Origin of the sequence: Thermincola ferriacetica, assembly GCF_001263415.1 — a bacterium.
GTDB lineage: Bacteria > Bacillota > Thermincolia > Thermincolales > Thermincolaceae > Thermincola > Thermincola ferriacetica.
In genome coordinates this window covers 57,173-78,957 of the sequence record NZ_LGTE01000003.1, presented here as the reverse complement: position 1 = coordinate 78,957, position 21,785 = coordinate 57,173, and the positions used below count along the sequence as shown (strand labels likewise).

The window sequence follows — 21,785 nt, the reverse complement described above, 5'->3', positions numbered from 1 at the left end:
TTAGAAAATTTTAAGGATTGGAACCTGCTACTGTCGGGTAGTCAGGAGCCTTGGCAAAAGGCTCAAGGCCGATAATGTCTTTATTGCTGGTCCAGCCCATCATGCCAAACTTCATGGCATAAGCTTCATAACCAAGCTGGTTGAGGAACATGGTGGCTTGGCTGGCTGTGTGTCCCGTATAGCAGATGACAACAATCTTTTTGTCTTTAGGTAGTTTTTTCAGGTTTTCTTCCTTGGCAATTTCTGCGAAGGGAACGTTGATAGCTCCTTTTACATGTCCCTTAGCGTAATGTTCGGGCTTGCGAATGTCAAGTACAACATATCCCTGGTCGCCGCCCCTGATAACAGTATTATATACCTCGTCCACGGAAATTGTCGGCGCCCGTCCGGAAGTCAGATATTTTTCAGTTTGGGCCAGAATGATGTCTTCAGTAGTAGATTTGCCGGTATTTACTGCCGGCAATTCGTTGTTGGCTTCAGCTTCTACAGCAGCAGTGTCAACTTCGTAGTCAGCAGCTTTCGTAAAGGGTTCTATGGCAAGAACGTCTTTGTTACTGGTCCAGCCCATCATACCATATTTCATGGCATAGGCATCGTATCCTAACTGGTTAAGCAGCAATGTAACCTGGCTGGCTGTATGGCCGGTGTAGCAAATAACAACAACCTTTTTGTCCTTAGGTATTTTAGCCAGGTTTTCCTTCTTGAAGATTTCCTGATAAGGTATGTTTATTGCTCCTTTAATATGCCCTTTGGCATAATGTTCAGGTTTCCTGACACTCAAGAGGAAATAACTTTGGTCCCCGCCTTTTACAGCTTTTTCGTATACTTCTTCAACTGAGATAGTGGGCGCTTTGCCGGAACTTAAGTAAGCGTTGGTAGCATCAATAATCTTGGCTGTTTCGGAGCCGTCGGCAGCAGGTGTATTAGTGTTGTTCTCGGATGTGCTGTTTTCAGTGGTATCCGATTGGACCACTCCTTCCTCCTGTCCGCCACCGCAGCCTGAAAAAGTAAACGCTAGGCCTACCAACAGGACTAGGGCGAGAATGGACAACAGAAGCTTCTTCTTACCAGGCATGCAAACCCCTCCCATGACATTTTTTTGTCCCCGTTAAGGGGAAAAACATACTGCACAACATAGTAGTAATGGATAATATTAGTTCTTCGACACAAACCTACAAATTCCTGCAAATTGTCGATTTCTTTTGGTAATTTCCAGATAAAAATTAATAATATTTCTTACTAGTATTTTCGTAATTACGGGCCCACATAAAACCCCCGGCCATGAACCGGGGGCGGGTACGGAGAAGCAAACGTTTTTCACTGTAAAAGACGCTCGATTTTGGACTTATCAAAACCTATGACGACTTCGCCGTCGATTATACTGGTAGGCACGGCCATACTTTTGGTTTGTGTAATCATTTCCTCACGAGCAGTCGGGTCTTCGGCCACATTACGTTCCTTAAAAGAAACACCTTTTTCTGAAAGATACTCTTTCAGGTGCAGGCATGCCGGTCAGGTTGGCGTAGTAAATACAATAATTTCCTTACTCATTTATATGGTCTCCTTTCTTGAATAAAAAACAACATCTTTTTGTAGCATATATTACCCGGAATTCTATATATATATTCTTGACTACCGACATTGACTCAGATGACCGGAGGGTGTAAAATATAAATATAGCTGCTTGTCTTTTATGACAGCTTAATTTGGAGATGGTCTTATGTTAGTTTGTAGTTTTACTGCATGGGGCTTGAATAAAGTCTGGTCCGGTGAGGACATAGTCAGGGCCCGCAGGGTTTTGACTGCTGCTGATGCTATGATTGTCGGTAGGACAAATAAAAACGGAAAACAGATTTATGGATAAGAACGGCCTATTTTTGTGCCGTTCTTTTTTTCGCGTTGTCCAATTTTTTAATATAAAAAATTGTTTTTTGGCGGATTTTGGGGGCATGACATCAAAAACCATTAAAGCAAAGGGGGTATAGCCTGATTTTTCTAAACCGGTTTTCAAACTGACATTTAGAGTTTTTGACCCCATGGCAGGAAATAAAGCATGATTTCCTTAAATTTTAAAAATGGTGGGAGGCGTAGTAAATGAAAAATTATCAAGCAGGCCAGCTCAGAAACATAGGCATTGTTGCCCACGGGGGTGCCGGAAAAACAAGTTTGGTAGAAGCTATGCTGTTTAACACCGGAGCCATTAACAGGTTAGGAAGAGTAGAAGATGGAACGACCACGGCAGATTATCACCCTGAAGAAATAAAAAGGCAGATTACCATTCATGCCACATTGGTGCCGGTAGAATGGAAAGACTGTAAGGTTAATCTAATTGATACCCCTGGTTACGCAGACTTTATCGGCGACGTTAAAGCTACTTTGCGAGCGGTGGACAGTGCCGTTTTTGTAGTCTGTGCTGCAGCCGGAGTGGAAGTGCAAACGGAAATTATCTGGAATATAATTGACGGAGACAAAAAGCCCCGGGTAGTGTTTATAAATAAAATGGATCGGGAAAATGCCAGTTTTCAAAAAACTTTAGCCAGTTTACAGGACAACCTGAACGGAAACTTTGTGCCGTTACAGATCCCTATTGGGGAAGCCGAAACCTTTCAGGGTTTTGTTGATGTGGTGGAACAGAAGGCTTACCAATATGAAACTAACGGTAAGGTAAAAGAAGTAGAAATACCGGCGGGAATTAGCGGAGAGGTGGCAACTTACCGCGAAAAACTCATCGAATCGGCAGCAGAAATGACGGACCAGGCGCTGGAAAAGTATTTGAATGGGGAAGAGCTCACCAAGGAGGAAATTATTACCGGTCTCAAATTGGGTATAAAAGAGGGAAAAATAAATCCGGTTCTTTGCGGCTCTGCTAATAAAAACCAGGGCGCCGTGCAGTTACTGGATTTTGTCGTTAATTATATGCCCAGTCCTGAAGACAGAAGTACTGAACCTTTATCTGCTTTGGTCTTTAAAACTATTGTTGACCCCTATGTGGGCAAAATGAATTTTGTCCGGATTTACAGCGGTAGGCTTGCTGCCGATACGCCTTTATTTAACAGCACCAAAAACCAGGCCGAAAAGGTGGGGCAGATTTTATTTGTGCGGGGGAAGACTACCCAACCCATAACCGAAGCCTGGGCGGGGGATATAGTAGGTCTGGTAAAACTGCAGAATACAGATACCAACGATACATTGTGCCTGAAGGAGAAAGACGTCAAACTTGATCCTATAGTATTCCCCGTCCCTACTTTGTCGGTGGCCATCGCTCCCAGGACAAAAGGTGACGAGGATAAACTGGGGAATGCTATTCATAAGTGCCTGGAGGAAGACCCCTGCCTGCGTGTGGAAAAGAATATGGAAACCCATGAAACAATTTTAACCGGAATGGGCGAAGCCCACATTGATATTGTTTTGGAAAAAATGAAGCGTAAGTTTGGCGTTGATGTAGTTATGAAGGACCCACGGGTACCTTACCGTGAAACTATCAGAGCTACCGTAAAGGTGGAAGGTAAACATAAGAAACAGACAGGTGGACACGGACAATACGGCCATGTATGGTTGAGATTGGAACCTCTAATGGATAAAGAATTTGAGTTTGACGAAGAAATCTTCGGTGGCGCCGTGCCCAAACAATACATCCCGGCTGTGGAGAAAGGAATCCGTGAAGCGATGGCTGAGGGTGTGATAGCCGGCTACCCCGTAACAGGCATTAAGGCAGTGGTTTACGATGGTTCACATCATCCCGTTGATTCGTCAGAAATGGCCTTTAAAATTGCATCGGCCCAGGCTTTTAAAAAAGGTGTGTTGCAGGCAAAGCCAATATTGTTAGAGCCGGTTATGAATGTAGAAGTGACAGTGCCCGAAGGTTATATGGGCGATATTATCAGTGACTTCAATACCAAGCGCGGACGTATTCTTGGTATGGATCCGCTAGGTAAGTATACAGTGGTAAAGGCTCAGGTTCCTTTGGCAGAAATGTACAGGTATGCCATTGATCTAAAGTCTATGACCCAGGGCCGTGGCCAGTTTACTATGGAATTTGCTCAATATGAAGAGGTTCCGGCTCGGCTGGCCGAAGAAATAATTAACCAGGCAAGGGCGGCAAAGGAAGCGGCAGAAAAGTAAGAGGTTTTTCCATACTTTTAATTCTACCATGCTGTTTTTCCCCATATATTTTCTTGATAGGCATTCAGGAAAAGGGGGAAAGATATGGCTGGTAGGACTTTGCTTTTCATTATCAGAAAAAAAATGGTGGTACTTTTTATTGCTGCTCTTTTTTTGACAACGGGCCTTTATCACTGGGCTGCAAGCGCTTTGGCCCGTAAGGCTTATTATCCTTTACAGGGAAAAAAAATAGTGCTTGACCCGGGACACGGAGGAGTCGACAGCGGGGCCAACGATTCTTCCGGTTTTAAAGAAAAAACGGTAAACCTTGAAGTGGCTCTGAAACTTAGAGAGCTGCTGGTTCTTGGCGGGGCCGAAGTTATTATGACCAGGACTGATGACAGTGACGTAACGGAAAAAGGTGACCCTGGCAAAAAACGTTACCACCGGGATATGGACGGCCGCAGAAAATTAATGAATGAAAGTGGAGCCGATGTATTTATCAGTCTGCATGTAAATGCCTGTCGGGGGGCGCACAGAACCAGGGGAGCTTTTGTTTATTACCATAAAAATTCGGAATCTGGAAAAATGCTGGCCGAATGTTTGGCGGCCCAGTTAAACCATTATGTAGCCGATTACAAAAAAGAAGGGGAACTGGCTATTCATAAGGCGTGCACGGCCAACTATTACCTGCTTAGAAATGCTAAAATCCCAGCAGCTCTGGTCGAGATGGGTTTTATGACTCATCCCGAAGAAAAAAGGCTACTGTCAAACCAAGATTATCAAAAAGGGCTGGCCAAAGCTTTGGCCGACGGGTTACGGGATTACTTCTTGAATCAGGCGCTTAGTTCTTAGCATTTACGTAATTTAGGGGGTTGTTAATTTCCGGACTTTGCGGTATGATAATAACAAGAGAATGAATAGAATTTTCAGACAATACACCAATGCTTCAAGGAGGGACAGCAATGTCGAAACTGATAGCCGTTGCCGGAAAAGGCGGTACTGGGAAAACTACATTTACTGCTATACTTTTAAGGGAGTTAGTTAAAAACAAAAAAGCCGCCATACTGGCCGTTGATGCAGACCCCAACGCTAACCTGAACGAGGCTTTAGGGCTGGAAGTGGATACTACTATTTCTGACGCCGTCGACGAAGTAAAGTCCGGTCAAACAATTCCCAGCGGAATGACCAAAGAAGCCTTTATGAAATGGAGACTAAGCCAGGCGTTAATTGAAACCCAGTATATCGATTTATTGGTAATGGGTGTACCCGAGGGCTCCGGTTGTTATTGTTATCCTAACAACCTGTTAAGGGACCATCTAGCCAGTCTGCGGGATAATTATGATTATGTAGTGACTGATAATGAGGCCGGCCTTGAACACTTAAGCCGCCAGGTTATTCAGAACGTGGACTATCTCTTTATAATCAGTGATGCATCGGCCAGAGGAATTCGTTCCGCCGGTAGGGTTAACCAGATTGTCAAAAACCTGTCCACTCCTGTAAAAAAAGTATATCTTATAGTAACCAAGACAATGGAACAGGGTATAGATGATTTAATGGATGAGATTAAAGCAACAGGTGTGGAACTTATTGGTACCATTCCATATGACCCGATGGTAGCTGAATTTGACCTGAAGAGCAAACCATTGTTTGATCTTCCCGATGGTTCCGTGGCAGTTCAGGCTGTGCGCGAGATAATTCAAAAAACAGGCATCTAACTGGAGAAAAATTTGTGTACATTTACTCAGAAAAAGTTATAGACAAAGTTTCATATTGACTTCTTAAAAAGCAAGGCCGCCTCCCGTCCGAGCACTTAACTTGAGTTGAGTGCCGGACTTCCCGGCGGCCTTCGCCATCTTCAAACATTGAGTATATTTACTCAGAATTTTTTTGGGGGAACGGGTTGGGTGGGGCGGAGTTGGGGATAATAAAACCCGAAGGAGGTTAGAAAATGAAAGACGATAAGAACAGACGTGATGTACATGACTTTGTCCCCACGGAGTTGGGTTCTGCCATCCAGGCCAATGTGGCGGGCCGCCCCCTTGACAGGGAGATAATGATAGAAGATAACCCTGACCCGGCCAACCAGATCATGAATAAGGAGAAAAAGGTTGACGCACCTATAGCAAAAGAATGAAGACCGCATTAGAGGTTTCCAAAAAAAAGACAACTAACTTGTTTCAACCTGTTCGCGTTTATTTTGAGCAGGAGGCCCTTAATTATCCTTTGGGCAGACAAATCTACGAGCGGGTCCAAAAAGAAGGGACGGAAATTAAAATGGTCGGGTCCCACAACAGGGTTACGGGCATACCCGGTGATACGCCACAAATGAGTTACCGCGAAGCAAAAAGGACCTTGGTGGTTGGTGTGCGCAGAAGTAAAAATTTCGAATCCTGCAAACCCTCCGCGCACTACCAGTTGCCTTTAGTTACCAGTTGCCCGGGGATGTGTGAATACTGTTATCTCAATACCACTCTGGGTAAAAAGCCTTATGTCCGGGTTTATGTCAATATTGAGGAAATTCTGACCCGGGCCCGCGAATACATTAATCAGCGTAAACCCGAGATAACAATTTTTGAAGGGGCGGCTACATCGGACCCGGTGCCGGTTGAGTATTTGTCTGGGGCATTGCGCCGGGCCATAGAGTTTTTTGGGCAGCAGGAATACGGGCGTTTCCGCTTTGTCACAAAATTTACTGAAGTAGAGGGTTTGCTCAGTCTGCAACATAACGGCCACACCCGTTTCAGATTCAGTATTAACAGTGACCAAGTCATTTCACGTTATGAACGCCGGACCCCGCCCCTAAAGGAAAGAATACAGGCTGCGGGCAAAGTATTTAAGGCCGGATATCCGCTGGGGTTTATCGTTGCCCCCATTTTTGTATATGATGGGTGGCAGCAGGACTACAGAAAATTGTTTGAAGAGCTTTATTGTCAATTGGGCAAGGTACAGGACCTGACTTTTGAATTTATTACTCACCGGTTTACCAGACGGGCTAAGGCCAATATTTTAAGCCTGTTTCCGCAAAGTGACTTGCCGATGGAAGAACAACAACGGCAATTTAAATTCGGACAATTCGGATACGGAAAATTCATCTATCCTAAAGAAACGCTACAGGAAATAGAAAGCTTTATGAAAAGTATGGTGAAGGAATTCTTTCCCCAGGCAAAAACGGAGTATTTCGTATAGCTGCCGCTTTTTCAGCGGCAGCTATTTTTTTCAAAGGTGACGAGGAAAAAGTTAGTATTTGTCGAAATACATAGAAGATGTTACAAAATTTTGCTAAGGAGTGGTCTTATGGTTTTGGTTGATGTGCGAGGCAAGATAGTAGTAACATTGACAATTTTCATTTTTTTACTGAGCCTGCTCCCGGTTAAGCCTGTTTGGGCGGGGACGCCGAGCCTGACCATTTTGAGTCCGGCTGACGGGGCTGTAGTATACAACAATACTGTAAGTATAAGCGGCTATGTGAGCGATGTGGCCGCTTCGGGCCTACGGATCAACGGCGCCGTTGTAGCTTTTGATGCGGGAGGTCGTTTTAACTGGCCTGTAACACTAAATGCAGGAGATAATACAATCACTGTGACAGCCACCAGTTCCACCGGACATACCACCACCAAAACCGTAAACGTCTATTATGACTCCACTGCGCCACAGGTAGAGGTGACGAGTCACAAAACAAACGATGTTGTCTCATCGCCGAGTATAAATCTTCAGGGCGTTGTAAAGAACAGAACGGTTGGGACTGAGCTGTGGATAAACGGAAACAAAGCAGTCATTAATACCGATGACAGGTTTACTTACCCTTTAACCCTGAATCAGGGACTGAATACTGTTCATGTAAAAGTTACCGACGGCGGGGTAGTTACTTCCGAAACCTATCTCTATTTAACTTACAACCAGACGGCGCTGCTGGACAGTCTGCAGGTCAACGGCCTGCCCGCAACCGATTGGATGGTTGTAAATTCGGGGCATGTGACTGTTTCCGGTTCCATACTTACTCCGCTGAGCGGCACAATTAACGGCCGGACCGTCAGCGGATCCTTTTCTGAGGATTTTTTCCTTCAACCCGGTGAAAACAGTTTTACTGTCGATGTGGACAATGGCGCCTTAGTTAGAACATTTCGGGTCCTTTATGACAACGGCCAACCTTTCGTTTATAACCTCAATCCTGCTCCCGACTCAGTAATAACCAGTACTTCAGCCACAGTTACTTTAACGGGCGCCACCTTTGGAGCCACATCCCTGAAAATAAATGGGAACAGCGTTCCTTTAAGCGCTACAGGTACGTTTTCTGCCAATATCACCTTGACACCGGGTTTGAATAACATTCCCATGGAAGTAGGCAAAAACGGCTCAATTAACACCTATACTTACCGGTTAACCTATACTAACGGACCTGCCGTAACAATCACAGAACCGGCCGATGGATATGTCACCGGGAATAACACTATTACAGTGAAGGGCACGGTCAATGCCAATACCACATCCCTGAAGGTCAAAAACAATACCGGTTTAAATCCTGTCGAAGAAAATGTTCCCATTAATAGCGATAAATCTTTCAGCAAAACAATTAACCTTAAACCGGGATTAAACTCCATAACATTTACGGCGGCTACCTCGGGCGGAGTAACGGTGACCACTACTATTAAGGTTACTTACAGCGGTGTGCCGGTAATCAATGTAACAAGCCCTAACGTGAACGAAATAGTGTATTCCACTACAGTAACCATTGGCGGGCAAGTGTTCAATACTGTAAAAGACGGTTTAAAAATAAACGGGTCTGTAGTAGCTTTTGATGTCAATGGGAACTTTGCGAAAACCTTAACTTTAAATCAGGGAGATAATACTGTGACCCTGACGGCTACTGACGGTAATACTACGGTGACTAAAACCCTGATCATCAAATGTGATACCAGCCCAATTATAAACGTTACTGCACCCTCATCGGGTATTTCCACTCCCCAGACATCGGTTACTGTTACGGGGTATGCGTTTAATACGGATAAGTGGGGGTTTACTGTCAATGATGCTCTTGTTCCCTTAAGCGCCGATGGATATTTCTCGAAAACGGTGAACCTGACCAGAAAAGTAAACAATATAGTCCTTAAAGCCACAAAAGACGGGGTTACAACCGGTAAGACTATTGTAGTTTATTATACCGGAGACCCTGTATTAAAGATTGACTCACCCATGGACGGGTCCACTGTGACCACCGGTTACATCAACGTCAAGGGTACCGTTTACCCTGTAGACGGTTTGAACTCCTTTACTATGGAGTGTGACGGACGTACATACAAGGTAGTTCGTGACGGGAATACCGGGGCTTTTGACCAGCCTGTGAAATTAAAAGAAGGGGATAATGAAATCAAGATTACTGTTGATTACGGAGCAGACAAACCCCTGGAAAAAAAGTTAAAAGTTAAATATGATAACTCCCCCGGGGTGACAGTATATTCAATCTTTGACGGGATGACGGTCTTTTCCAACAAGCTTAAAATAACTGGCCAAGTTGAACGGACACAGGCCGGCGGATTGAAGATAAATAATGAGGTCGTCGATTTTGACCAGGGCGGGGATTTTTCCAAATCCGTAACTCTTGTCGCAGGAGCAAATTCTATCGATATATCCGCGACCGGAGGGAGTAAAACAACAACGAAAAAGTATACCGTTTATTACAACGACATCGCCAAAACCGGTGCGGAAGTTGAACTTACGGTGAAAAAAGGAGAAGAAACCAAGGCTTTCGGTGAGTTCCTAAATATAAAAACGGCCGGGAATGATTACGCCGAAAATACTCTCAATATGAAAATAGTTGACCCGGAAGATATCGAAGAACCACCCCTTTCCGCGGCCTACGTCGGGCCGGTAACAGACATTGATTTTGAGCGGGCGCCTCTCGAACCTTTTGTCCTGACATTAAAGTACGATAAGGTAATAAAAGATGCGCAGGCCCGTAGACTGTCGGTGTTTTATTATGATGAGGACAAAGATGAATGGAAGGTTCTGGGAGGGAAAATAAATACAGAAAATAAAACTATATCCGTTAAAACGGACAAAGAAGGAAAATATGCGGTAATGGTATATTTTAAAACCTTCGACGATATAATAAACCATTGGGCTGAGAAGGATATTGAGTATCTGATTTCCCAGGGAATTATTACAGGCCAGCCAAGTTCACGTTTCAATCCCGATGGGCTAATTACCAGAGCTGAATTTGCCACTATGTTGGCCAAGGCCTGCGGTTTGGACCCATACGAGCCGCAAAGCGAGTCCTTCCGTGATGTTGATGAGAATCATTGGGCTTTTCCCTATGTTGAGGCAGCGGTGCGGGCGGGTATAGTGAACGGCGTTTCAGCCAGCTATTTTGCGCCCGCCAGAACCATCACCAGGGAGCAGGCAGCCGTAATGCTGGCAAGGGCGGCAAATGTGGAAATGCTTGACAATGACAAGGCCAAGGAAGTTCTCGACAGCTTTGTAGATGGCAAAAAGGTTAGTAAGTTTGCTGATATAGAAGTTGCTTCGGTAGTAGAGGCCGGGCTTTTGCAGGGAACGGGAGAATACAGATTTCTACCTCAGGGAACTACTACCAGGGCCCAGGCGGCTGCTATGATGGTGCGGCTTATGGAAACACTGGCCGAACAAAAGAAATAGGCTCTAAAAAAGCTATGACATTATGGCAGAAACCCGGTTCGTACTCTATGTGAAATCGGGTTTCTGCCTTTGTTAATAATCTTTTGTTCTTTTTTAACAGGATTATTTGTTTTCATAGCGAAAAAAATAAAACGAGGTAAATCAGGAAATAAGTACTTCACAATTAATTTATTTAGGGGGTAACAATGTCCTTTGGTAAACGGTCAATCAGTATATTGTTGGTGGTTTTTTTTGTAATAACTGTTGTAGGAGGACCGGTTATTGCTCCGGTATATGCCCAGGAACCCGGTATTGTCGGAAAAGCCGGGGTTTTGATTGATGCCAGAAGCGGCCAGGTGCTTTACGCCAAAAACCCGGATCTCCGGCTGCCTCCAGCGAGCACAACCAAAATACTGACAGTGGCCATAGCGTTGGAGGAAGGGGATGTTAACGACAAAGTTACGGTAAGTAAAAACGCTGTAACGCAGGAAGGTTCATCTATTTATCTGACGGCAGGGGAAACCCTGACTCTGGAAGACCTGTTATACGGCGTACTTTTAAGCTCTGGAAATGACGCGGCTGTGGCTGTAGCCGAGCATATTGCCGGTTCTGTGCCTGCCTTTGTAGAGCTGATGAACAAAAAAGCGAAAGAATGGGGCGCAACAAATTCCAATTTTTGCAACCCTAATGGGTTGCCCAATGATGAACATTATACCACTGCCAGGGATTTAGCCATGATTGCCAAACATGCTATGGAATTGCCTTTGTTTCGGGAGATGGCCGCTACCAAGGTAAAGGAAATTAAACGGGCCGATCCGGCCAATTTCTTCAGACTCATAAACCATAATAAATTGTTGTGGCGCTATGAAGGGGCTAATGGAATTAAGACGGGCTACACAAGGGTTGCCCAGCAGTGCCTGGTTTCATCCGCAAAACGTGGGGACCAGGAGTTTATAGCGGTGGTTTTGGGTTCGGTGGGGAATAACATTTGGACAGATTCTATGGCCCTGCTTGACTATGGATTTAAAAATTTCCGGACAACCAAACTTGTCGAGAAAGGCAAGTTCATACAGGAGATTTCTGTCAAAGACGGGACAGGTAAAGTGCGGGTTGTCACGGAAAAGGAACAATACTTTACCGGCAAACTGGCGGACAATGAGGTTCCCAAAGCAAAAACCATTATTTTCAAGGGATTGGCTGCTCCTATCAAAAAAGGCCAAAAGGTCGGATATATTACTTATAACTTCGGCGATAAGGAAATCGGGCGCGTATATTTGGTGGCGGCCAATGCCGTTGATAAAAAAGTGATGGTGGAAAGGCACCCTTGGATACTGCCGGTGGCAGGAATCACCCTTTGTCTGGGGTTTGTAATAACATGGAACAGGAAACGCGCTTTACGGCGGTACAGAAAAGGTTTCAAACATTTTTACAGGGGCCCCATCAGGTAAACGGCAAAAGTTAGAAAGGGTTGGTTTGGTAAAATGGATGTAAAATTGTTTTTTGAAGCCTTTTGGGATGAGATAATCAAAGTTACGACAGCTTTTGTAACATGGGGTCTCGGGGTTGTATTTATGATTTTATATTGTTTTTTTCTGGTATGGCTTCAGAAGACTTTTGGTCTGTACCTGACAATTGTTGGAGCCCTTTTTTTTCTTACTGTTGCTTTCTTTTTAATTGATTTATGGTGGAGTTATAACCGGTTCAAACATATTAAACGTATGAAAGATATAGGTTAGTTAAATAAATTGGTCTATTTGGGAGATACTATTTATTGAGGTGAAAATATGGACCAAAACCCCAAAAGACCAGATTTGAAGTTGCTTAAAAGTTCTGCATTAGAAATTTTGCATGACCAGATTATGAACAGGCTGGACACACCGGAAAAAGCTGGAATTAAGAGCTTGCTGGCTAAAAATAACCGGCTCTTGAAAAAAGTATTTTATAACTACATGTCGGAACACAAAACGGGTAATGTCAAGGATATCATGGTTGCCCTGGATAACCTCCTGGATATTCATGCCAGGGAGTGTTATACCATCGGTTACCTGGACGGCATTGGTCATAAACGCTCGGAAATTAAGCTAAAGACCTGAGCCGCGGCTCAGGTTTATTTTTTGCTCCGGTTCTGCCAAAAGAAGGAACTTTCCATCTCCTTGTCGAAAAATAACGAATTAAGTACTTGCACGTTATATCTAAGTCGGATTAGGGGAGAGTGGTAGTCTTGTTAAAGCGCAGCTTCGGACTAAAACTGGTTGTGGTGTTTGTGATAATGCTGTTTTTTGTGGCCACCGGGGTCGGACTTTACGCGCTGAATAACATGGATGGTCAGATGAAAGCGTTGATTAGTGAAAAGCTTATGTCTGATATAGCGACTGGGAGTGAGCTGCTGGAAGTTATCTATCCGGGGGATTGGTATGTTCGGGGCGGCAATCTTTACAAAGGCGATTTGCAGATTGCCTCTGATTTTCCTTTTGTTACTAAACTGGCTAAGTTAACAGGAGATACTGTGCAGTTATATTTTAGAGGGCAACTGTTGGCCGGAAGCACCGGTGATGTGAATAAGGAAGGGTTTGGGGGGCAGGAATTGGAGCGCCTGGCGCGGTCTACCAGGGCCGGGCTGGAAAGTATTGCCGGTAATCAGGTCGGGGTCAGGCCAATTGTTACAAAGAGCGGGGAGCAGGTCGGGTTTTGGATCGTAACTGTTCCTGCTAACAGGCACAAGGTGATGATCCGGAACCTGCAGATAAAAATGATGGCGGGAGCCTACTTTGCGCTTTTTGTAACCAGTTTTATATTTTACATGATTACCCGCATCATTTCCAAGCCGATAAACCAGATAGTAGACGGAATGACCAACGCTGAAAAAGGCGATTTATCTGTCAAACTGGATATCGATACCCAGGACGAATTCAGTTTTCTCGGCGAAAAATTTAACAGCATGATTGACCATATTGGTGTACTGGTTAATAATATAGTGACCATTGCTGAAAAAGTTGCTAATCATGCCGATACTCTTAATTTCGGCGCAGCCGAATCTTCCAAGATTACGGAGCAGATAGCCCAGACTGTCCAGATGGTGGCTACGGGAACGGAAGACCAGTCCAAAAGTATAGAACAAACATCACTCACCATTAACGAGATGTCCAAGGGCATCCAGCAGGTTGCCGGCAATTCCCAAAACGTATTAAACGCCTCCCATGAAGCTAACGAAGCTGCCCTGGAGGGCGGTAAGGCTGTTGAAAATGCCATTAAACAAATGGCGTCCATAAGTACAACTGTAAATAATTCAGCTTTAACTGTCAGGGCATTGGGAGAAAGGTCCCAGCAGATTGGTTACATAGTGGATATAATCACGGGTATCGCGAAGCAGACCAACCTACTTGCCTTAAATGCTGCCATTGAGGCAGCCAGGGCCGGGGAACAGGGCCGGGGATTTGCGGTTGTAGCGGAAGAAGTGAGAAAATTGGCGGAACAGTCGGGAGAGGCCGCAAAACAAATAGCCGACCTGGTGAAAGAAATTCAGGAAGATACAGAGCAGGCGGTTCAGGCCATGGAATCAGGTTTGCAGGAAGTTGCTAACGGAACAGTGGCTGTAAATAATGCCGGCGAAGCATTTAAAAATATTATGAATACTATATCCAAAGTAGTGGACCAGATCCAGGAGGTTTCCGTAGCTGCCGAAGAGATGGCTGCCGCTGCTGGACAGGCAGTTGCCGCTATTCAAAACGTTGCCAGTATTTCCGAGGAAACAGCCGCCAGCGCCCAACAGGTGGCTGCAGCGGCTGAAGAACAGACTGCATCTGTGGAAGAAACGGCAGCCTCAGCCAGTGTTTTGGCGGACCTGGCCAATGAGCTCAGGGAAAGTGTCAGCCGTTTTAAAGTATAAGGGAAAAGCAGGCCTGGCCTGCTTTTTATGTCGGGCAGGGCCCTGGTCTTAATCCGGCACTATCCTTTCCAGCAGGGCGGCGAACTGCCTGATAAACGGGAGTACTGCCAGCGAGCTGATGACGTTGAAAATGGTATGCGCATTGGCAATCTGGCGGGGCAGGCTATCGGCAGTTATGGTTAACAGGTTGCTGAACGGAGCAATTAAAGGAAAGAAGATCAGTACACCTACCACATTTAAAAGAACGTGAGCCCACGCCACCCTTTGCGCTGCAGGTGAACTGCCGATGGCTGCCAGTATTCCGGTAATACAGGTGCCAATGTTACTGCCCAGGACCATGGCTATTGCCATGGGCAAGTCTATCAGTCCCTGGTGAGACAAAGCAATGATAATACCGGTGGTCGTGCTGCTGCTGTGGATTAACGCTGTAACTGTTATACCTGCCAGAAGTGCCAGGAGATGCGATTGCCCCAGCGAATGCATTACGGTGTTAAACAAGGAAGAATTTTTTAGGGGCTCCATGGAGCCGGTTATTACGCCAATGCCCAAAAACACGATACCAAACCCCACAATTGACTGCCCCAGGTAATACCAGCCCTTCCTCCTACTCCAGGTCATGATGATGGCGCCTAATCCGATAGCGGGGAGGGCCAGGTCATTCAGGTTAAAGGAAATGATTTGCGTTGTTATACATGTACCTATATTAGTGCCCAGGACAATGCCCAGGGCCTGGGTAAAGCTGATAACTCTGGCATTTACCAAACCTATTGTCATTACCGTAATCGCAGTGCTGCTTTGAACTAACATGGTAATTATGGTGCCGGCCAGGGTACCCATAGCCGCGGTTCGGGTAAGGGTATGCAGAGCCTGCCGCATTCGGCGTTGGGCTACATTTTCCAGACCCGTTTTCATAAACTGCATGCCAAACAGCAACAGGGCCATGCCGGCGCTCAGTTTCAACAAAACAGTCATATTTTACCTCCGGTTTAAGAGGTTACAATAACTCTTATGTGGGATATGCGAAAATATGACGGACAGTCATAAACCAAATACTACTATTGACTGTAGTACCAATATGTAGTATGATGTTCTTACAGATATATAGGGAGGGAATGAGGGTGAAGTTTTTCAAGAGCCTGATTTCAGATTTCAAACCTCATAAAATGGGGCTGAAAAAGGTTTTGGGTGATTTAGAAGCCGATATTATGGGAATTATTTGGAAAGAAGGCAAGGCTACTGTTAGGGATGTATATGAAGCGCTTCGGTTACAAAGAGAGATAGCCTATACTACTGTAATGACCATTATGGGCAGGTTGGCGGAGAAGAATTTGCTCACTAAAGAACCTTTGGGTAATGCTTATGTCTATACGCCCACAGTATCCCAGGAGGAATTTTCCAAGCAAGTTGTCAGTGAAGTGCTTGACGGGCTGTTAGAAGAATTTGCTGAACCTGCGATATCCCATTTAGTTGAGAGGATTAGCTCGGAGGATGAAAATAAGATCGCCGAACTGGAGAAGCTTATCAGGGAAAGGCGGTCCAAGGGGGCTAAGTAAAAATGGATTTCAAACTATTTGTTTCCCAGGTAGCCCACCCCTTTATTTTATATGTATTATTCGGAACTCTTTTTTCCTATGTCCTGATAAAGCAGTTATTTAGGATGCCGAGGTTTCAAAATGCCAGGGCAAAGGTATACATGCTGTTTATTCCCCTGTTGCTTCCCTTTGGCGCGTTTATTATACTGCAAACTACTCGGTACCAGCAGTGTATCTTAACTGTTGATTATAACCATAAGACATTTAATATGATAAACCAGTGGCTTTGTTCCATGGGAAATGTCTTAGCCACTTATATAACGCCGCTGTTTCTTCTTACAGGCGCCCTGGCCATCTTTAAGGCTATTGTCAGCCTGATAGCCTGCAACAGGATGATTCGGCGTTATGGTTTTGCCTTGCCGGAAAATTTCCCGGTGTTGTTCAAAATCTTAAAAGGGCTATGCCATAAAGCAGATATTGCGGTACCAAGGGTACTTGTCACAAGGGATCGGTTTGCCCGGTCTTTTACCTTTGGTTTTAAAAAGCCGGTAATTGTTCTTTCCCAGGGACTTATTGACAACCTAGATGAAGATGAACTGGAAGCGGTATTGGCCCATGAACTTGCTCATATCATCAGGTCTGACTCAATTTTAAACTGGATTACCGTCTTTTTAAGAGACGTAATGTTTTTCACTCCGGTAATGTACTGGCTCTTCCGGGATCTGTCCCAGGAAAAAGAGCATGCCACTGATGATATAACCATAGCCTTATCAGGGAAACCGCTTGCCCTGGCGGGCGCCCTTATAAAAGTTTGGCGCATGTCACCGAAGAATATTTGGGCTTCCATAGCCCTGGATAACTTTATGCCTTATCCTAATTTTGCGGCCGGCGAAGGCGCTTTGGAAGGAAGGATTACCCGAATCATAGACCGCGATGCATACAGGGAGACAGGATTGAGTAAAATTCTGCTTCCCCTGATTGCAGTGGCAGGCAGCAGTTTACTGCTGCTGTATCTGGTTTGTTAATGAAAAATAATTACAACATCAAATTAGCAGTTGACTTTAAAATTAATAAAAATTATTATATGTTTAGTAGTACTAAAAGGTGTAGTAGAATAATGTTTGAGGAGGTATTTTTGTGAGCAGAGCAGATAAAAAAGCGAAATTTACTGAGCAAAAATCAAGAAAGGCCTCAACGATGTTTCTTATTGGTGTAGGTGTTATTATTGTGGCTGCTGTTGGTTTCTTTGCTTTAAGGAAGCCGCAAGGGATTGAAGGAACAGTAAATGTTGGCGCAACAGATTACACCAACCAGTCTATAGAAATGACCGAGATTAAACCTGAAATAACCGATACAAAAGTGGTTGTTAATATGGACGACATCAAGAACAACAAGATAGTTACTTTCAACGTTCCCGGAATATCTTTTACTTTGAATAATGGGACTCCGTTTAATTACCTTCCCCTGGTGGCCTATGTTTCTCCGCAAGGAAACGTGGTTCTGGCAAGAAGCCTTTGTGAACCGTGCAGTGGTACCAGGTTCCACATTGAAGGGGAAGAGTTGGTCTGCAACGCCTGCGGCACTAGGTGGTCTCTGGAGAATTTGCAGGGAATTTCAGGCGGCTGTCCGGAGTACCCACCGGAAACTGTTAAATACCAGGCAGACGGTAACAAAATGGTCATTGATATGCAAGTCTTGAAAAATTGGCAGCCACGGCCAATTTAGAAAAAGATGATGCACATTACCGCAACTTTTTCCAGTGCAGTGTTATTTTCAGTCCGGTAATAATTGCCAACCTGCTGTAACTAATATTTGGTTTTATACCTCACGGGGGTGTAACAAATGGCCGAAACCGAAAAGCCTGCTCATGCAGATTGCGCTGAACCGGGGCCGGGAGATCATAGGCACTTTGAAGAAATAAGTGAAGAGTTGCTAAGGCTTAACAAGAGGGAAAGGCTTTATTCCCGGGCCTTGGTTGGTATCGTTGGATTTGTCGCAGTTGCAGGAATTGCAGGCTTTATCATTAAGGGTTATCCTGTTATAAACGGTACGCGGGCTTTTCCTAAACAGTACAATGTTTCCGGGGTTTCGTTTACCCCTTTGGATAATTATGCACAGGCAGGTAGCGGCAGCAGCGGCGGCGCCTGCAGCTTGTCTGATAGTGGGAGTGAGTGCTGCCAACAAATGGGCGGAAGTACCGCAGCAAACAACCTCCTGGCGTTAGAAAAACAGGCTTTGCAGAAATATCGGCAGGATAGTGCCCAAAATGCCGCAGCCGTATCAGGTATAAAGGCTAAAGCTACCGATTACGGTTGCCATATACAAATAGATATCATAGATAGCCAGGGACAAATCATTGCCAGTTACGGTTACCAGGGAGGTCCATTATACCGGATTCAATAAAGGTTAGCTTGTAAAGGCGGTGCTTTAAGTGAAGCTGCACAATATTGCAATAAATAACCTTCGGCGCAGAAAAACCAAAATGGCTTTCTTGATCGCCGGGATGGTCATAGGTATCGCAACGATTGTTACATTGTACACAATAACTACTGCCATGGAGCAGGAAATTGCGGACAAGTTTGACCAAATCGGTTCGAACATGACGGTGGTGCCGCAATCAGACTCCCTAAGTATGTCTTATGAAGGCGTCAGTGCTTCTGATGTGGGCGGCAGCGTAAACCTGATGACAATGGACGATGTGGCCAAAATCAGAACAATAAAAAATAAGGAGAACATAGCTACTGTAGCTCCTAAGCTCCTGGATTCCCTGGAAGTTGAAAAGAAGAAAAGGCTGGTCATGGGTATACAGTTCCCCGCTGAACTCAGGTTGAAAAAATGGTGGAAGATAAACGGTAGCAAGCCGGAGAATGAAAAAGATATCCTCCTCGGGTCTGAAGCTGCCCGGGCGCTCGGGAAGAAACCGGGAGACCAACTGGAGATTGGCGGGAGCCGGTATAAGATTGCCGGGGTGCTGGAGCCAACGGGGAACCAGGAGGATTCGGTGATTTTTATGGATTTATCGACCTTGCAGGCGCTGACAGGAAAAAAGGATGCGGTCAGCTTTGTAGAGGTTGCTGCACTTTGTTATACATGCCCTATCGAAGAGATAACCAGGCAGATATCTGAAAAACTGCCAAACACCAAAGTTACGGCTATCAGGGAGGCGGTGCAGGCCAGGAAGGACTTTGTGGACAGGTTCAGCCAATTGGGAATTTCCGTTTCCATCATAGTGCTTGTGATAGGTTCCCTGGTTGTCCTGACCACGATGATGTCTTCCGTTAACGAACGAACCAGAGAAATTGGCATTTTTCGAGCGATAGGATTCAGAAAAAGCAGTATCGTTGCTATAATTCTTATGGAAGCCGGCATTATCAGCATAATAGGGGGGTTGGCCGGGTACCTGGTCGGTATGGCAGCTGCTAAATTTACTGCACCGGTAATTGCCCAGATGGAAGTAATTATTTCCTGGAAATACGAGACAGGGCTTGCTTCTCTGGTAATTGCCATAATTGTCGGTCTGCTGGCCAGCTTCCTGCCTGCCTTGCAGGCAGCTCGCCAGGACCCTGTGGAAGCCCTTCGCTATATGTAGTTTAAGCTTGTTGCGTGTAAAGGTTGAAGTGCTGTGGACGTTTGGAAAGTCATAGTATGCTGGGGGCTTAGGTGTTAGTCCATGAATTTTAAGGGGGACTGCTTAATGAGTTTGATTCGGGTAAATAACGTTAAAAAGGTATATAACGGCGGGGAAGGTGAAGTTGTAGCGCTGGGAGGTATAACTTTTGAAGTGCAGGAAGGGGAGTTTATTGCTTTAATGGGGCCTTCCGGTTCCGGTAAAAGTACTCTTCTCACCATACTGGGGGCTATGAATCCGCCGACTTCCGGCCAGGTAATAATTGATGATATAGACGTTTATAGTCTACCTAATGAAAAACGGGCGGATTTCCGCAGTGAGTATCTGGGCTTTGTATTTCAGCAGTTCCAACTCATACCTTACTTGACTGCCCTTGAAAATGTCATGTTACCCCTGGCCATCACCGGGAAATCTAACCGGGAACAGGTGACCATGGCTGAGCGTGTTCTTGAAAAGGTAGGCTTGGGTAGCAAGAAAAACAGGCTTCCCAACCAGTTGTCCGGAGGTGAACAGGAGCGGGTAGCTATTGCCAGAGCGATAGTTAACGAACCGCCAATCCTATTCGCCGATGAGCCTACCGGTGCACTTGATACTAAGACAGGCGAGGAAATAATGGAACTGTTTAAACTTCTTAACCGTGACGGGCAGACCATCATTATGGTTACCCATAACCCCGAGTTCTTGTCTCATGTCAAAAGGGCCATCTTTATACGGGACGGAGTCCTTGATGAGACCAAGCACCCAGGGAAGAAAATGGCTGTCTAGGGCAATAAAGGTGCGTTAAGAAATTAGGGGGAAGGCTAATGCAGTTGACAGATATAGCATTAAAGAACCTGCAGCGTCGGAAATCCAGGATGTTATTCCTGGTATTTGGCATGGTTTTCGGGATTGCCACCATTGTAACCCTGTTTACTTTAACCGGCGCCATGGAGAAAAGCATCAACAAAAAAATCGAAGAAACAGGGTTAAAGCTGGCTATAACCCCCCAAACGGATACCGTTTCATTCTCGGTAGGCGGTATTCCCGTTGTTACAGGTGTTTCTTATAACGTAAAAGAACTGCCGCCGGACCTTTTGGACAAAATTAATTCTATAAATGATGCCGCTAAAATAAAAGTGGTCGCTCCCAAGGTTATGGGCGTTACCCAAATCAACGGCATAAAGGTTCTTGCCGTGGGCGTTGATTTTCCCAGTGAATGGAAGATAAAATCCTGGTGGGAAATAAGCGCTGGAGGCCGCCCCGATAAACCCGGCGAGGTTCTTGTCGGGGCCAAGGCCGCCGAAAAGCTGGGTTTAGTTGTTGGTAAGACTGTTGAATTAAATGAGCAGACTTTTACTGTGTCAGGAATACTGGCAGAAACCGGGGAAGAAGAAGACGGGATTATTTTTCTCAGTATAGAGGATGCCCGTAAAGTATTAGGAAAACAGAACAGTTACAGTTTTGTTGAAATAACCACCGTAAAAGATGAGCAGGTAGCGGCAAGCATATCGGCGGCAATTGCCAAAAAGGTACCTGGAGCAAGGGTCAGCATAGTTAAGGAAGCCGCTGAGGCCCGGCAGGAGTTGGTGGGTAAATTCAGCAAGTTCTCGTTGGTGGTATCACTTGTAATGGTCATAATTGCCGCTCTTATTATTACCACTACCATGATGGCCTCAGTAAACGAAAGGACCCGTGAAATAGGTATTTTCAGGGCCATCGGGTTCAGGCAGGCTCATATCAGTCGGATAATTTTGACAGAAGCGGGTATAGTATGCGGTATCAGTGGTATTATTGGTTACCTGGCGGGTATGGGCGTGGCCATCCTGATTGCCCCCCTGTTCAACACTTTTGAACTGGAGATTTATTGGAACCTCTTTTTCGGAGCCGCCGTCGTGGTAGGAGCAATAGCGCTTGGGCTAATTGCCGGCCTTTACCCTGCCTCTAAAGCATCTAAGCTTGACCCGACTGAAGCTTTACGGTTTATTTGATCAACATTCACCTTTAAGAAATGAGTTGCTGTTACAAC

The 21,785-nt window shown here is 45.2% G+C and carries 21 protein-coding genes; 18 read left to right on the top strand and 3 right to left on the bottom strand.

Annotation, left to right across the window (positions count from 1 at the left end; genetic code table 11):
- Positions 1-10: 10 nt before the first annotated feature.
- Positions 11-1,075, bottom strand: coding sequence for a rhodanese-like domain-containing protein (locus Tfer_RS03400; protein ID WP_052216890.1), 1,065 nt, complete (start codon positions 1,073-1,075; stop codon positions 11-13).
- A 242-nt stretch (positions 1,076-1,317) separates the two neighbouring features.
- Positions 1,318-1,551: a glutaredoxin family protein gene (locus tag Tfer_RS15835; RefSeq protein ID WP_083436756.1), complete on the bottom strand. Its 234-nt coding sequence runs from the start codon at positions 1,549-1,551 to the stop codon at positions 1,318-1,320.
- Positions 1,552-1,720: 169 nt separating this feature from the next.
- Between Tfer_RS15835 and Tfer_RS16465 the strand changes: the two genes are divergently transcribed.
- From Tfer_RS16465 to Tfer_RS03350, 11 genes are all read left to right on the top strand, one after another.
- Positions 1,721-1,864, top strand: coding sequence for a hypothetical protein (locus tag Tfer_RS16465; protein ID WP_160315518.1), 144 nt, complete (start codon positions 1,721-1,723; stop codon positions 1,862-1,864).
- A 230-nt stretch (positions 1,865-2,094) separates the two neighbouring features.
- The gene (gene fusA / locus Tfer_RS03395; RefSeq protein ID WP_052216889.1) at positions 2,095-4,122 is read left to right on the top strand and encodes an elongation factor G; all 2,028 of its coding nucleotides are present in this window, start codon (positions 2,095-2,097) and stop codon (positions 4,120-4,122) included.
- A gap of 84 nt (positions 4,123-4,206) precedes the next feature.
- Positions 4,207-4,956, top strand: coding sequence for an N-acetylmuramoyl-L-alanine amidase family protein (locus Tfer_RS03390; RefSeq protein WP_052216888.1), 750 nt, complete (start codon positions 4,207-4,209; stop codon positions 4,954-4,956).
- 110 nt (positions 4,957-5,066) lie between these two features.
- Positions 5,067-5,819 (top strand): ATP-binding protein, encoded by a 753-nt coding sequence (locus Tfer_RS03385; RefSeq protein ID WP_013121047.1) that lies wholly within the window; start codon positions 5,067-5,069, stop codon positions 5,817-5,819.
- A gap of 233 nt (positions 5,820-6,052) precedes the next feature.
- Complete coding sequence (locus Tfer_RS03380; RefSeq protein WP_013121046.1) at positions 6,053-6,238, top strand: hypothetical protein; 186 nt, start codon at positions 6,053-6,055, stop codon at positions 6,236-6,238.
- Positions 6,235-7,290, top strand: a complete 1,056-nt coding sequence (splB, locus tag Tfer_RS03375; protein ID WP_052216887.1) for a spore photoproduct lyase — start codon at positions 6,235-6,237, stop codon at positions 7,288-7,290. Before Tfer_RS03380 ends, splB begins: the two co-directional genes overlap by 4 nt.
- 108 nt (positions 7,291-7,398) lie before the next feature.
- Positions 7,399-10,755 carry an S-layer homology domain-containing protein gene (locus Tfer_RS03370; RefSeq protein ID WP_052216886.1) on the top strand — a complete coding sequence of 1,119 codons (3,357 nt, stop codon included), beginning with the start codon at positions 7,399-7,401 and terminating at the stop codon, positions 10,753-10,755.
- 185 nt (positions 10,756-10,940) lie between these two features.
- Positions 10,941-12,182 carry a D-alanyl-D-alanine carboxypeptidase family protein gene (locus tag Tfer_RS03365; protein WP_052216885.1) on the top strand — a complete coding sequence of 414 codons (1,242 nt, stop codon included), beginning with the start codon at positions 10,941-10,943 and terminating at the stop codon, positions 12,180-12,182.
- A gap of 33 nt (positions 12,183-12,215) precedes the next feature.
- On the top strand, positions 12,216-12,470 hold the full coding sequence (locus Tfer_RS03360) for a hypothetical protein (protein ID WP_052216884.1): 255 nt from the start codon (positions 12,216-12,218) through the stop codon (positions 12,468-12,470).
- Positions 12,471-12,518: 48 nt separating this feature from the next.
- Positions 12,519-12,827, top strand: coding sequence for a hypothetical protein (locus tag Tfer_RS03355; RefSeq protein ID WP_013121041.1), 309 nt, complete (start codon positions 12,519-12,521; stop codon positions 12,825-12,827).
- A 128-nt stretch (positions 12,828-12,955) separates the two neighbouring features.
- A complete protein-coding gene (locus Tfer_RS03350) occupies positions 12,956-14,620 on the top strand; it encodes a methyl-accepting chemotaxis protein (RefSeq protein WP_052216883.1) in 1,665 nt (554 codons plus the stop codon).
- A 48-nt stretch (positions 14,621-14,668) separates the two neighbouring features.
- Here the strand turns inward: Tfer_RS03350 and Tfer_RS03345 are convergent, their stop codons facing one another.
- Positions 14,669-15,592 carry a Na/Pi cotransporter family protein gene (locus tag Tfer_RS03345; RefSeq protein ID WP_052216882.1) on the bottom strand — a complete coding sequence of 308 codons (924 nt, stop codon included), beginning with the start codon at positions 15,590-15,592 and terminating at the stop codon, positions 14,669-14,671.
- A gap of 146 nt (positions 15,593-15,738) precedes the next feature.
- On the opposite strand from Tfer_RS03345, the gene Tfer_RS03340 reads away from it, so the two are divergent.
- The 7 genes from Tfer_RS03340 to Tfer_RS03310 all read left to right on the top strand — a co-directional run bounded on the left by Tfer_RS03340 (position 15,739) and on the right by Tfer_RS03310 (position 21,747).
- Positions 15,739-16,173: a BlaI/MecI/CopY family transcriptional regulator gene (locus tag Tfer_RS03340; protein ID WP_013121038.1), complete on the top strand. Its 435-nt coding sequence runs from the start codon at positions 15,739-15,741 to the stop codon at positions 16,171-16,173.
- A 2-nt stretch (positions 16,174-16,175) separates the two neighbouring features.
- On the top strand, positions 16,176-17,177 hold the full coding sequence (locus tag Tfer_RS03335; RefSeq protein WP_052216881.1) for a M56 family metallopeptidase: 1,002 nt from the start codon (positions 16,176-16,178) through the stop codon (positions 17,175-17,177).
- A gap of 112 nt (positions 17,178-17,289) precedes the next feature.
- Positions 17,290-17,877: a Fe-S-containing protein gene (locus Tfer_RS03330; protein ID WP_052216880.1), complete on the top strand. Its 588-nt coding sequence runs from the start codon at positions 17,290-17,292 to the stop codon at positions 17,875-17,877.
- A gap of 117 nt (positions 17,878-17,994) precedes the next feature.
- Positions 17,995-18,555, top strand: coding sequence for a hypothetical protein (locus Tfer_RS03325; protein WP_052216879.1), 561 nt, complete (start codon positions 17,995-17,997; stop codon positions 18,553-18,555).
- Positions 18,556-18,583: 28 nt separating this feature from the next.
- The gene (locus Tfer_RS03320; protein ID WP_052216878.1) at positions 18,584-19,741 is read left to right on the top strand and encodes an ABC transporter permease; all 1,158 of its coding nucleotides are present in this window, start codon (positions 18,584-18,586) and stop codon (positions 19,739-19,741) included.
- Between the two features lie 105 nt (positions 19,742-19,846).
- A complete protein-coding gene (locus Tfer_RS03315) occupies positions 19,847-20,545 on the top strand; it encodes an ABC transporter ATP-binding protein (RefSeq protein WP_052216877.1) in 699 nt (232 codons plus the stop codon).
- Positions 20,546-20,583: 38 nt separating this feature from the next.
- Complete coding sequence (locus Tfer_RS03310) at positions 20,584-21,747, top strand: ABC transporter permease (RefSeq protein ID WP_052216876.1); 1,164 nt, start codon at positions 20,584-20,586, stop codon at positions 21,745-21,747.
- The last annotated feature ends 38 nt before the right edge of the window (positions 21,748-21,785 follow it).